We start from the raw sequence: 11710 nt of genomic DNA, 5'->3' as shown, positions 1-11710 counted from the left end.
TTACTGCAGCCCTTCAGCGAGCGGTCCCAGTGCGAGGACGGGGAAGTAGGTCAGCGCGGTGATGATCACGGAGACGCCGGTGAGCAGGCCCACGAACTGCGGGCGGTGGGTGGGGAGGGTCCCGGCGGTGGCGGGGACCTTGTCCTGCGCGGCGAACGAGCCGGCGAGGGCGAGCACGAGCACGATCGGCACGAACCGGCCGAGCAGCATCGCGACGCCGAGGGTCGTGTTGAACCAGGGGGTGTTCGCGGTGAGGCCGGCGAAGGCCGAGCCGTTGTTGTTCGCGGCTGAGGTGAAGGCGTAGAGCACCTCGCTGAAGCCGTGCAGGCCGGGGTTCCAGATCGACGTGCCCTCGACGTCGGCGCGCACCGCGGGGATCGCGAAGCTCAGCGCGGTGAAGGCGAGCACGATGGTCGGCGTGACGAGGATGTACAGGCTGGCGAGCTTGATCTCGCGCGGCCCGATCTTCTTGCCGAGGTACTCCGGCGTGCGGCCGACGAGCAGGCCCGCGATGAACACCGTGATGACGGCGAGCACGAGCATCCCGTAGAGACCCGAGCCGACGCCGCCGGGGGCGATCTCGCCGAGCATCATGTTGATCATCGGCATCATGCCGCCGAGAGCCGTGTACGAGTCGTGCATCGAGTTGACGGCGCCGGTCGACGTGAGGGTCGAGGTGGAACCGAAGAGGGTCGACCCCCAGATGCCGAACCGCGCCTCCTTCCCCTCCATCGCGCCGCCGGCGAGCTGGGTCGCGGTGCCGGCGCCGCGGAGCTCGAACCAGGTCATGGCGCTGAGCGAGACCGCGAAGATCGTCGTCATGACCGCCGCGATGGCGACGCCCTGCTTCGTCGAGCCGACCATGCGGCCGAAGGTGCGGGGCAGCGAGAACGGGATGACGAGCATCATCAGGATCTCGAACAGGCTCGTCCACGGCGTGGGGTTCTCGAAGGGGTGGGAGCTGTTGGCGTTGAAGAAGCCGCCGCCGTTCGTGCCGAGCATCTTGATCGCCTCCTGCGAGGCGACCGGCCCGCCGGGGATCGTCGCGGTGCCCCCGGTCAGGGTCGTGACGTCGGTGAACCCGGCGAAGTTCTGGACGACCCCGCCCGCGACGAGCACGACGGCCGCGACGACGGCCAGGGGAAGGAGGAGGCGGACGAGCGTGCGGGTCAGGTCGACCCAGAAGTTGCCGAGCGTGCCGCTCTTCGCGCGGGCGAGCCCGCGGATGACGGCCACGGCGACAACGATCCCGACGGCCGCCGAGACGAAGTTCTGGACGGCGAGACCGCCGAGCTGGACCGCGTACCCGAGGGTCGTGTCGGGCGAGTACGACTGCCAGTTGGTGTTCGTGACGAAGGAGGCGGCGGTGTTGAAGGACAGCCCCTCGGGCACGGCGGGGAAGCCGAGCGAGTAAGGCAGGAACGCCTGGAGGCGCTGGATCGCGTAGACGAACAGCACGCCGACCAGCGAGAAGGCGAGGACGCCGCGCAGATAGGCGGGCCACGTCTGCTCGGAGGCGGAGTCGACGCCGATGAGGCGGTAGAAGCCGCGTTCGAGGCGAGAGTCCTTCGCGGTGGTGAACAGGCGGGCCATGTGGTCGCCGAGGGGGCGGTACACGACGACCAGGACGACGACGACGGTCAGGATCTGGAGGATGCCGAAGAGGGTGTCCATCAGAACCGCTCGGGCTTCACGAGCGCGTACACGAGGTAGGCGAGCGCGGCGACGGCCAGTACGGCCGCACCGATGCTGAAGACGATCACAGCTTCTCGACCCCCTTCGCCACGAGGGACACCACTGCGAACACAGCGATGACGGCGAGCACGTACACGATGTCGAGCACTACGACTCCAAGAGAAGGATCGACGGGCCACCAGGACCCGGTGCCCGTCGTGGGCACAGCGAGTCAGTAGACACCGGCATGCGGCCGTCTCAGATGGCCCTTACGGGTTCCTCACGCGAAAACGGGGGTTCCTCACGGAGACCACACGGCCGGACAGGATCCCGGTCTGGCAAGAAAGTACTTGCACGATTGGAAAGTACTTACTACGATGGGACCACAGACACCCCCTAGAGAGGATCAGCACCATGACGAACAGCACGTCCCTCCCCACACCCGACGAGGCCCGCCGCCTCCTCGCCGACGCCGATGCGACCGGCCGCCAGGCGACCTCGACCGCGAGCTGGCCCGCCGTCGCCGTGCTGCTGGCCCTCGGGTCGACCCTGTCGCTCGGCACCCTCGCCATGGGGCTCACCTCCGGCACGAACTACCTGATCGCGATGCTCGCTCTCATCGTCTGGATCGCGGTGATCATCGCGTTCCAGCTCGCGTTCCTCCGCTCGCACAAGAACGGGTTCGGGCGACGGTGGGGCCTCTACATGGGCGTCATCTTCGCGGTCTACCTCGTCGCCATGCTCGTCGTCTCGACCTCCCAGGGCGAGGCGCTGCTGGCCTCGAGCCTGCTGGCCCTCGCGCTGCTCGCACTCTCCGTGGGTGCGGCGACGTACGAGGCGAAGGCGGCTCGGCGATGAGCGAGCAGCACCCGCGCCTCCGACTGTCGGACACCCTGCACCAGCCGGTGCGCTTCTCGATGACCGCGGCCCTCGCGGCAGCGGACCAGCTCGACTTCGCCGACCTCCGCGATGCCGTGCAGGTCAGCGACTCGACGCTCAGCAAGCAGGTCAGCGTGCTCGAGGCGGCCGGCTACGTGCAGGTCAAGAAGGGGTTCGTCGGCAAGCGACCACGGACCTCCCTCAAGCTCACGGCGGAGGGCCGCACGGCGTGGGCCACCCATCTGGCGACGCTGCGCGAGATCGCCGCCGGCTGAGCCCGCGGTAGCCTCGCGACATGACCTTCGTGAACGTGGGCACCCTCGGGGCCGCACCCGGAAAGCGCGATGAACTCGTCGCCCTCCTCACCGAGCGCAACGAGAGCCTCACGGGCGCCGGATGCCGGGCCTACGAGGTCGGGGTGGACGACGATCAGCCCGACACCGTCTTCGTCGTCGAGCTCTGGGATTCGGTTGAGGCGCACCGTGCCTCCCTCGCCCTCCCCCAGGTGCAGGACGCGATCGCCAGAGCCCGCCCCCTGCTCGACGGCACCTTCGGCGGTCACCGCTTCACTGTCGTGGGATCACCCCTCCGCGACTAGATCGGCGTCCGCTGCCGCTCGGCTGTCGGGCGTGCCGGGCGGACTCGTTCTCGGCCATGACCGATGACTCGAGGCGCGATGCCCAGCGGCTGCTGCCCCTCCGGCTGCTGCCCACGTCGCGAGTGGATCAGGTGCATTCTCAGCAAACGGAGATAGTCTCCTGATCTATACGGAGAATGTCTCCGGTCAGAGCAGAGGATCTCCATGGTCGAAGACGTGGGCACGAGGGCCCGTGCGCCCAGAGCTGATGCACGACGCAACCGGGATCTCATCCTGGGGACGGCCGAGAGGCACTTCGCAGAGCACGGAGTCGGCGGCTCGCTGGACGCGATCGCGAAGCAGGCAGGTGTCGGCGCAGGCACGCTCTACCGTCACTTCCCGACTCGCGAAGCACTGCTGGCCGCTCTTCTGGCCGGCCGCGACGACGAGCTGATAGCTCGACGCGAGCGCCTGCGAACTGAATCCGTCAGCACCGCCGAGGCGCTCGACGGCTGGCTCGAAGCCGTCGTCATGTGGGCTGGGGCATACGAGGGCCTCCCTGAACCTCTGCGGGAGGCGACCACGACGAGTGCATCGCCCCTCGCCACGACCTGCGAGGGGTTCGTGACGACCACGGCGGAGTTCCTCGAGGCGGCCCAACGAGATGGTCTGGCGCGCAGCCATATCCGCCCACGTGACCTGTTCCTCGCCGCACTGGCGACGAGCTGGGTGCAGGGTGCCGCTCTCGCTGACGACGCCTCGGCCGCAGCGCTCTCCGCTCTGACACGGACGGGATGGGCGACGCCGGAACCTCCTCGGCCCGCGCGACCCCGCGACTGACAGCACGTTCCCCTGCCCGCCAGGGGCACCGACCACGACACGAAGGAGATACACATGAAGCGCATCGGAATCATCGGCAGCGGAGCCATCGGAAGCGGCATCGCCCGGTTGGCCGTCGCCGCCGGCTACGAGGTGCTGATCGCGAACTCACGAGGCCCGGAGTCGCTGCGTGGCCTGATCGACGAACTAGGGACCCAGGCGCAGGCCGGCGACAGCCGCGAAGCCATCGAGTTCGGCGAGGTGCCGGTCCTGGCCGTGCCACTCGGCGCGTATGAGGCGCTCCCTGGCGAGGCGTTCTCCGGCCGGACCGTCCTCTCGACGGGCAACTACTACCCGCACCGGGACGGCCGGATCGCGCGCCTCGATTCGCTCGAGGTCAACACGGCCGAGTTGGAGCGCGAGCTGCTGCCCGGGGCCGTCGTGACCAAGGCCTTCAACAACATCCTGTTCCACCACATCCCCGCCCTGGCCCACTCCACTCCCCGCACCGCCCTCGCGGTCTACGGCGACGAGGATCATGCCAAGAAGCGGGTCTCGACGATCGTCGACGACCTCGGCTTCGAGCCGGTCGACGGGGGGACACTGGCCGAATCGTGGCGAGCAGAGCCCGAGTCGGGGGCGTACACGCCCATCTACGCCGCCGACCTCGATGGGTTCATTGCGGACTATCTGTCCGATCCCGGGGCCCCCGTCACCGCGGACCGCCTCCGTGAGCTGCTGGCCGCGTCGACGCGGCCGGACGTCGCCGCACGTCAGTTCTGACTCGGACTGATTCCGTGGCGGATCGGTGTCCGTGCAGCAGCGGTCACCCCTCGACGGGAGCGATGGCCACGGCGTAGACGGTCGGGGCACCGGAGAGGCCGAGACTGACACGCGGTGCGTCCGGGCTGCTGTCGTATTCGAAGCTGATCGTCTCGTCCGTGCATGTCGCATCCGGGGAGCCGGGAGCCGCGGGGTCCTCGGGTTCCTGGAGGCGGACCGTGATCGTCCCGCTGCCCAGGCACGCCACATCGACCGCGTATCGCCCAGCGGGCTCCTCAGGTGCAGACACGGTCAGCTGAGACGAGGTGCCGTCGCTGAGCCAGCCGCTCTGATTCACCAACCGCTCTGCTGCACCGGGCGCGGGGAGTGCGCCGGCCGCCCAGTCGGAGATGTCTTGGCGAGGTAGCGGCAGCTCATCCATGTCCGCTTCCGCCCCGTCCGTGTCCGCCTCGGAACCGCCTGCCGACGCAGAAGCAGATGCGGAGCTCGTCGGCGGGGAGCTCGCCCCTACATCGTCGCCGCCCGTCGTGCACGCAGCCAAAAGCCCCGCTACGAGGGCCGCTACGGCAGCCGCTGCAGCTCGGAGAGACGGGACGGTGAGCCGGCTCCTGCGGGACGGACGCGATGCGGACATGCGGTTCCTCTCGACGGTGAGCGCCACACCGTACCCGGTCTGACCGAGCGTCGTACAGCCCCGTCCGTCGGGAACCGGGCGGACGATCGACCGCCGATGCGCTCCGCGCGCGACTCAGTCCCGGGCCCGGCGGGCGTCGTCATCCGAGGTCGAGGCAGAATGCCATGACCGCCTGCTGCACAGGGAGGAGCGGCGCCTTGAACGCGTGACCGACGAAGGCCGCGTGCGACACGGCGTCGGCACTCACCTCGCGGCCGCGTACGAACGGCGGGCACGGAGCGAAGCGGACCCCTGCCGGCGCGAGGTCGAGAAGGGCCCCAGTGACCCGATAGGGCTCGAGGAGCTCGGCGTGAGGGCCGGGACCGTCGGTGAGGACGACGTCCGCCGATCTGATGGCCGCTTCCAGGTCATCCGTCCAGAGAGCGCCCGGGGTCGCGAGCTCAGCCGGGCAGCACTGGATGAGATCCAGCTGCAGCACCCTCGCGGCCTCCTGCCATGCCCTGGAGATGTTGCCGTCGGCGCCGACGAAGAGGAAGCGGAGCTTCGAGATGTCGCCCCTGCGGCGCAGGGAGTACAGGTCGGAGAGCACCTCGCATGGGTGGTTGACGTCGGTCATCGCGTTCACGACGGGCAGCGAGTGAGCCACCGCCAGGCCCTCGATGACGGAGAGGTCGGGGTGCCGAGCCACGATGATGTCGACCCAGGCGTCCAGGTACCGGGCGACATCGACCAGAGCCTCCGGCTTGTCGAGCGTGGTGTCGGGGAGAACGATCGGCTGGAGCCCCATCAGCGAGGCCCCGCGCTCGAACGTGACTCTCGTCCGCAGACTGCTCGGCGGAAAGAACATGACCGCCGCCCCCTCCTTGACCGGCCCACGGCCCTCGCTGTACGCATCCGCCAGAGCGAACACCTGGAGGACGTCTGCCGCAGACCACTCGTCGAGCTTGGTGAGAGAACGCATGCCACCACCGTAGAGACCGCCCGGTCATCGGCTGACGTCGGCGCCGACCACTCCGGACGGCACCGGGCGCACCTGGCCTCGAGTCCAGAGTGGAACCGTCGGAGGCGCCAGGCCGTAGGATGCGTCAGACCGTCGCAGGTCAGAAATCCTGTCCGCTGTCTCCGGGTGCGCCGCTGCCGGAACGCTGCAGATGGATGCGACGAGCGAGTCTGATGAGGGGTCGGATCATCAGCTGGATGCTGCCGAGCAGAAAAAGCCACGTACCCGTGATGGTGGTGGACTCGGAGAAGAAGAGGATGCTGCCCACCACGAACCAGGCCGCGACCATGATGTCGTTGACGATGCTCACGACTTCGTACTTGTGTCGGATCACGATCTCGTCTCGTCCGATGGAGAAGCTCACGGTCCGGCCGTCGGAGTCTGAGTCGGGTGCCATCGCTCCATGGAACCATCAGCCCCCGGCCACGGTCGTGGCGCAAAGGGGCGGAGATCCGGGTTTCGGTGCTTTCAGGCGGGGCCGCCGCGCAGGGGTGCGCGAAGCCGGCCCCGCCCTCGACATCGACAGACGGCCGACGCGACGAGGATCAGAATCGCCGCGGTAGCCGGTCGAGGGCGGATGGCCGATCCCGAAATCGGTCCATTCCTGGCGCGTAACCAGCGCGCTTACCGAGATCTATTACAACGCATGCACTTTGCGCTGTCGACCCTGGCGTGCGCCCGTCTCGCATTTCGGCCAGACCTCGATGAGCGTCGGATCCGCGGCGACTGACTCCTGATCGACGACGCACGGGAGAATGGTGGACATGACCCACCCGATCCAGGCGACGCTGACCGAGCGTCTGACGCTCTCCCGCCCGACCGATCGAGATCTGCCGGAACTCCACGCCCTGCACGCCGACCCGGAGGTCTGGAGGCACCTCCCGTCCGCACGCCACACCGAGCCGTCCCAGACACGCGAACTGGTCGATCGGTACCTGGCGGGATGGGAGGTCAACGGCGTCGATGTCTGGGTCGCGCGGGACACGGCGACGGGCGCGCTGGTCGGCATGGGCGGCCCCAGCCTTCGCGGGGGCCTCGCCTGGAACATCTACTACCGGCTCTCTCCATCGGCGTGGGGCCGGGGCTACGCGCAGGAGATCGTCGCAGCGGCTCGACAGGCGGTGTCCGCGACAGGGCGCGATCTGCCGCTGGTCGCGTCCCTCCTCGAGCACAACGAGGGATCGCGTCGTGCGGCCCAGCGGGCAGGCCTCGAGCTCGTGTGGCGCGGCCCGGACGAGGGGAACCCCGACCCGGATGCCGTACGGCTCCTCTTCGCCGACCGCCCGCTCAGCGAGGACGCACTCCGCCTCTTCGCCTCCTAGACGAGGGTCGGCGGACTGCCTCCGGGGACCAGCAGCCGAGCCGGAACGCCGTCGTCGCAGCCGGATCCCAGCGCTCACGCCCGCCCTTTCCGCGATCGTCCACCGGACGAACCGTCGGCCCTGCTGTCCAGGTCAGCGGAAGTCGCCGATCTGCCTCTCGACCGGAACGGTGCCCTCGACGACGACGTCGCCGGTGTGGGCCGTCGTGATCGTCTCGATCAAGACGATCTCGACCTCTTCGTCCGCGATCGGGTTGTGCTGCACCCCTCGCGGGACGACGTGGAACTGCCCTGGGCCGAGTACGACCTCTTCGTCGTCAGGCAGCTGGATCCGGAGGCGGCCCGAGACGACGAGGAACATCTCGTCCTCAGCATCGTGAGCATGCCAGACCAGCTCACCGAGCAGCTTGGCGACCTTCACGTACTGGTCGTTCACCTGCCCGACGACCCGCGGCGTCCAATGATCCCGAACCTCACGAAGCTCAGCAGCGACGTCGATCCCGTGCAGATAGGTCATGAGACCATCGTGGTTCCTGGGTGGCATGACCTGCAGGTCGCATCCGACAACGAATGAGGCTCCGCATTGGAGGACCTGGATGGTAGCCAGAGCACGCCCGCTTCCTCGACCGCGTCGGCGGCGACGCGTCCTGCTCGCGGCCGCCGGGATCGCCGGGGTCGCCCTCGCCCTGCTCGTCGTCGCCGCGCTCCTCCTGACGGGAACGCTCTGGCCCACCCGCACGGCTGCCCTCCGGTACCCGGTGCAGGGCGTCGATGTGTCCGCCTACCAGGGCACGATCGACTGGGACGTCCTGGCGGAGGAGGACATCGACTTCGCGTGGATCAAAGCCACGGAAGGCTCGAGCTATCAGGACCCCCGATTCGCCGACAACTGGGCCGACGCACACGACACCGACCTGCTCGTCGGCGCATACCACTTCCTCAGCGTCGACAGCCCGGGAGCCGATCAGGCAGCCAACGTCGTCGCCACCGTCTCCCGGAACGGGGGTGATCTGCCCGTCGTGGTCGACGTCGAGTGCTACGCGGAGTACTGCGACGCCCCTCCCCCGGAGGACGCGGTCCGGGAGGTGCTCGACCCGCTCCTGCTCGCCATCGAACGGCACTACGGCCGACCGGCCGTGCTGTACGCCACCCGGGACTGGTACGAGCGGTACCTCGCCGGGAGCTACCCCGACAACCCCATCTGGTTCCGCTCCGTCGCCACCTCTCCGCATCTCTCAAACGACCGCGACTGGACCTTCTGGCAGTGGTCCGCGCGCGAGCGACTCGACGGATACGACAGTGATGAGGAGTTCATCGACATGAACGCCTTCAGAGGCGACCGAAGAGAACTGGAGTCGCTGCTGCTGCCCTGACAGAGCGGCGGGGCGACCAGCCACGTCCGCTTGACTGGGGTGCGTGAACACCCTCATCGTCACCGCGCACCCCGATCAGACCTCCCTCACCGCCGGCATCGCCCGGCAGATCCTCGAGGCACTGCAACCCGGCGAGGGCGCAGTCGCCGACCTCGCCGCTGAGGGCTTCGACCCACGCTTCGGTCCTGCCGATCGGGCCTGCTACCGCGGCGACGGGGGGACCCCCGCCGACGTCGTCCGTGAGCAGCTTCGGCTCGATGCCGCCGACCACCTCGTCCTGGTGTTCCCCGTCTACTGGTGGTCGATGCCGGCGCTGTTGAAGGGCTGGATCGATCGCGTGTTCATCAACGGTTGGGCCTTCAGCATCGACGAGAGCGGCACACGGCGCAATCTCGGCAGGCTCACCGTCCACCTCGTCGCCGTCGCGGGCGACGCCGCCGGCACGTACGAGCGACACGGCTACGAGCAGGCGCTCCGCACGCAGATCGAGCACGGGATCGTGGACTACGTCGGAGCTCGGCGCGGTTCCGTGGCCTTCGTGCACGAGTCGGAACGGGACGACGCGGATGCGCGCCGGGCCCTCGTCGAGGACGCCGTCCGGAAGACCGTTCGAGCCGTTCAGAGCTAGGGGCCGAGGGTTCAGCCCCAATTGTGCCCTCATGGCACGCCCGATGCACGATTCGGCTACCGGGCGAACACGAGTCGCTCGCAGACGGCCCTACGTGCAGCGAGGATCGTCTCCACCGGTGACGCAGGGCACGTAGCCGGACGTGAGCCCCGGTCCACCGCCGACGATGCTCGTCAGCTGCCCCTCGAGGAAGAGGAGCACGACGACCTCGCCGACGATCACGGCGAGAGCCACGATCGAGAGAGCCCGAAGACCGGGCCAGTTCGACATGCGGCGAGGAGGGCCCCGTCGAAAGACGAGGCCCTCCTGCGCTCTTGATGAGTCGCTAATCTTTCTGCTGCGGCGCCTTAGCCAGATATGACCAAACCACCGTGGCACTGGCGAGAATGAGGACCCCTGCAACCAAAAGAGGGACCCAAGGAGTAAAGCCTGTTATCGCGGCAACAACCCCAAATACGACAAACAAAGCAGCTATAGGACCAAGGATCCAAATGAGCGCGCGCTGGTACTTGTTCACGCTCAGCTCCTAACAAGCATCTCTTATTCAGACGTGATGCTTTCTAATTAACTTGATCTATTGACTCGCATGACTTGCGCTGAGCCATTCATCTATTTACTCAATTACCTAGCCGAGAAACCGCAGCCTCCCGGATGCGGTTGACGAGCAGCAGGCACGCAGCGGGCCTGCCATTTTGGGGCCCGTCCTATCCTCTGCACTCGTCACACACTCCTAATATTTTCGCATAATAGCGGCAGTCACGACCGCCGCGATAACACATATTGCCGAGCCAAAAAGCACAAACAACCGCACGTCTGGTGAACCTAATGATACAAAAAAGAGACTAAGAGCGCCAAAAACAAGCCCACTGATGGCGATTACCTTTAGCCATAAAGGTATCCTGTTTTCATTCATAACATCTCACCTTTTGCTATCTAACAGTTATCACGAACGCCATCGATCGACACCACCAGCCCTGCTCCCCCGGCCGCAAGGCCAAGCGCGCCTGGGACACCGAGGATCAATGATCCTCCAAAGGTGGGAGGGGCCAAGAATGCAGATGCCACTAGCGTAACGGCACCGAACACGAAACTGAGACCGCCGGTTACAAGCCCAAAGACGTTTGAGCCGCATGTGCCAACGTACCCGGTAGGGTCACTCGCATTTATCGGATCCCCTCCGGCATACGCATATCGATTTGCGTTGCCGGGGTTGAGGGGTGCGTCAAGAGTGTCTTGTTGCGTCCAAGCTCCTGTGACGACGTCGTACCAGCGGACCCCGAATTTCACGAGGCCTGTGCCGCGGTCGTAAATGCCGGCCTTGAACGCGAACGGGTTCTGGGCAACCCCGGTGTCCGAGTTGGCTGCGGTCAGGGCGCGGAGCCCGTACGGGTCGTACGTTTCGGGGACCGGGTTCGAAGCACCATCAGTCAGGAGCCCGACGGGGTTGCCGAGTCCGTCCCAGAGGTACATCAACACAAAATTCGTCGACGTCGTCAGCAGCGAGGCTTGCCCAGCAACAGGGTCGCTGAACACATGGGAGGAGTTGTTTCCGCCGGTGTAGGTAACGATCTGCGGGTTCCCGTTCCCGTCAGCCTTGCCGTAGACGGTGCGGTAGCCGGTGCAGGCGGAAACACTCTTAAACAGGACGGCTTTCTGGTCGGCGCCCGGATAGAAGGGAAGATAGCTTCGCATGTAGCCGTCAATTAAGGGCTCGGTACAAGTTTCCTACTATCACTATGACAGCAAGTACGGCAAGTACGGCAAGTACGGCAAGTACGGCAAGTACGGCAAGTACGGCAAGTACGGCAAGTACGGCAAGTACGGCAAGTACGGCAAGTACGGCAAGTACGGCAAGTACGGCAAGTACGGCAAGTACGGCAAGTACGGCAAGTACGGCAAGTACGGCAAGAATAACCCATATCCAAGGCCGCACTGTTTTACGTACACCCTTTTTGGCATCGCGTTTAGCGTCATAATTTGACGCTACATTTCTGAGTAAATAGAGAACAATTATGGCCACAA

The 11710-nt window shown here is 66.6% G+C and carries 19 protein-coding genes; 8 read left to right on the top strand and 11 right to left on the bottom strand.

From position 1 onward, the window contains the following. The 3 genes from kdpA to ACZZY9_RS12145 are packed head-to-tail and all read right to left on the bottom strand — an operon-like array spanning position 1 to position 1900. Entirely contained in the window at positions 1-1674 is a 1674-nt protein-coding gene (kdpA, locus tag ACZZY9_RS12155) for a potassium-transporting ATPase subunit KdpA (RefSeq protein ID WP_463464258.1), read from the bottom strand. Beyond that, positions 1674-1763, bottom strand: a complete 90-nt coding sequence (kdpF, locus tag ACZZY9_RS12150) for a K(+)-transporting ATPase subunit F (protein WP_071257733.1) — start codon at positions 1761-1763, stop codon at positions 1674-1676. Before kdpF ends, kdpA begins: the two co-directional genes overlap by 1 nt. Continuing rightward, the gene (locus ACZZY9_RS12145) at positions 1760-1900 is read right to left on the bottom strand and encodes a hypothetical protein (protein ID WP_192059384.1); all 141 of its coding nucleotides are present in this window, start codon (positions 1898-1900) and stop codon (positions 1760-1762) included. The genes kdpF and ACZZY9_RS12145 overlap by 4 nt, the downstream gene beginning before the upstream one ends. A 188-nt stretch (positions 1901-2088) precedes the next feature. On the opposite strand from ACZZY9_RS12145, the gene ACZZY9_RS12140 reads away from it, so the two are divergent. The 5 genes from ACZZY9_RS12140 to ACZZY9_RS12120 all read left to right on the top strand — a co-directional run bounded on the left by ACZZY9_RS12140 (position 2089) and on the right by ACZZY9_RS12120 (position 4732). Further along, the gene (locus ACZZY9_RS12140) at positions 2089-2532 is read left to right on the top strand and encodes a chemotaxis protein CheY (RefSeq protein WP_463464257.1); all 444 of its coding nucleotides are present in this window, start codon (positions 2089-2091) and stop codon (positions 2530-2532) included. Beyond that, on the top strand, positions 2529-2828 hold the full coding sequence (locus ACZZY9_RS12135; protein ID WP_463464256.1) for a winged helix-turn-helix domain-containing protein: 300 nt from the start codon (positions 2529-2531) through the stop codon (positions 2826-2828). Before ACZZY9_RS12140 ends, ACZZY9_RS12135 begins: the two co-directional genes overlap by 4 nt. A gap of 20 nt (positions 2829-2848) precedes the next feature. Next, positions 2849-3151, top strand: a complete 303-nt coding sequence (locus tag ACZZY9_RS12130; protein ID WP_463464255.1) for a putative quinol monooxygenase — start codon at positions 2849-2851, stop codon at positions 3149-3151. A 204-nt stretch (positions 3152-3355) separates the two neighbouring features. Further along, positions 3356-3970: a TetR/AcrR family transcriptional regulator gene (locus ACZZY9_RS12125; protein WP_463464254.1), complete on the top strand. Its 615-nt coding sequence runs from the start codon at positions 3356-3358 to the stop codon at positions 3968-3970. A gap of 12 nt (positions 3971-3982) precedes the next feature. Next, on the top strand, positions 3983-4732 hold the full coding sequence (locus ACZZY9_RS12120; RefSeq protein ID WP_463464677.1) for an NADPH-dependent F420 reductase: 750 nt from the start codon (positions 3983-3985) through the stop codon (positions 4730-4732). Positions 4733-4775: 43 nt separating this feature from the next. On the opposite strand, the gene ACZZY9_RS12115 is transcribed toward ACZZY9_RS12120, so the two are convergent. From ACZZY9_RS12115 to ACZZY9_RS12105, 3 genes are all read right to left on the bottom strand, one after another. Beyond that, a complete protein-coding gene (locus ACZZY9_RS12115) occupies positions 4776-5153 on the bottom strand; it encodes a hypothetical protein (RefSeq protein ID WP_463464253.1) in 378 nt (125 codons plus the stop codon). Between the two features lie 352 nt (positions 5154-5505). After that, positions 5506-6327, bottom strand: coding sequence for an ornithine carbamoyltransferase (locus tag ACZZY9_RS12110; protein WP_463464252.1), 822 nt, complete (start codon positions 6325-6327; stop codon positions 5506-5508). 139 nt (positions 6328-6466) lie between these two features. Beyond that, the gene (locus tag ACZZY9_RS12105) at positions 6467-6763 is read right to left on the bottom strand and encodes a YrhK family protein (protein WP_320478382.1); all 297 of its coding nucleotides are present in this window, start codon (positions 6761-6763) and stop codon (positions 6467-6469) included. A gap of 367 nt (positions 6764-7130) precedes the next feature. Here ACZZY9_RS12105 and ACZZY9_RS12100 point away from each other — a divergent pair, with 367 nt between their 5' ends. Further along, on the top strand, positions 7131-7688 hold the full coding sequence (locus ACZZY9_RS12100; RefSeq protein ID WP_463464251.1) for a GNAT family N-acetyltransferase: 558 nt from the start codon (positions 7131-7133) through the stop codon (positions 7686-7688). Between the two features lie 132 nt (positions 7689-7820). On the opposite strand, the gene ACZZY9_RS12095 is transcribed toward ACZZY9_RS12100, so the two are convergent. After that, positions 7821-8204: a cupin domain-containing protein gene (locus ACZZY9_RS12095; RefSeq protein WP_320479645.1), complete on the bottom strand. Its 384-nt coding sequence runs from the start codon at positions 8202-8204 to the stop codon at positions 7821-7823. Between the two features lie 79 nt (positions 8205-8283). Between ACZZY9_RS12095 and ACZZY9_RS12090 the strand changes: the two genes are divergently transcribed. Together ACZZY9_RS12090 and ACZZY9_RS12085 are read left to right on the top strand one after the other, a co-directional pair. Beyond that, entirely contained in the window at positions 8284-9060 is a 777-nt protein-coding gene (locus ACZZY9_RS12090) for a GH25 family lysozyme (RefSeq protein WP_463464250.1), read from the top strand. Positions 9061-9103: 43 nt separating this feature from the next. After that, on the top strand, positions 9104-9688 hold the full coding sequence (locus ACZZY9_RS12085) for an NAD(P)H-dependent oxidoreductase (protein ID WP_463464249.1): 585 nt from the start codon (positions 9104-9106) through the stop codon (positions 9686-9688). Between the two features lie 90 nt (positions 9689-9778). Here the strand turns inward: ACZZY9_RS12085 and ACZZY9_RS12080 are convergent, their stop codons facing one another. The 4 genes from ACZZY9_RS12080 to ACZZY9_RS12065 all read right to left on the bottom strand — a co-directional run bounded on the left by ACZZY9_RS12080 (position 9779) and on the right by ACZZY9_RS12065 (position 11621). Then, on the bottom strand, positions 9779-9958 hold the full coding sequence (locus ACZZY9_RS12080; RefSeq protein ID WP_463464248.1) for a hypothetical protein: 180 nt from the start codon (positions 9956-9958) through the stop codon (positions 9779-9781). A 55-nt stretch (positions 9959-10013) separates the two neighbouring features. Further along, positions 10014-10205 carry a hypothetical protein gene (locus tag ACZZY9_RS12075; RefSeq protein ID WP_463464247.1) on the bottom strand — a complete coding sequence of 64 codons (192 nt, stop codon included), beginning with the start codon at positions 10203-10205 and terminating at the stop codon, positions 10014-10016. Between the two features lie 416 nt (positions 10206-10621). Further along, positions 10622-11380 carry an RHS repeat-associated core domain-containing protein gene (locus tag ACZZY9_RS12070; protein WP_463464246.1) on the bottom strand — a complete coding sequence of 253 codons (759 nt, stop codon included), beginning with the start codon at positions 11378-11380 and terminating at the stop codon, positions 10622-10624. Positions 11381-11387: 7 nt separating this feature from the next. After that, positions 11388-11621 (bottom strand): hypothetical protein, encoded by a 234-nt coding sequence (locus tag ACZZY9_RS12065; RefSeq protein ID WP_463464245.1) that lies wholly within the window; start codon positions 11619-11621, stop codon positions 11388-11390. Positions 11622-11710 lie beyond the last annotated feature (89 nt).

It is taken from the genome of Frigoribacterium sp. AC394, from assembly GCF_979258095.1.
This window is presented reverse-complemented; position numbering and strand designations above follow the sequence as displayed.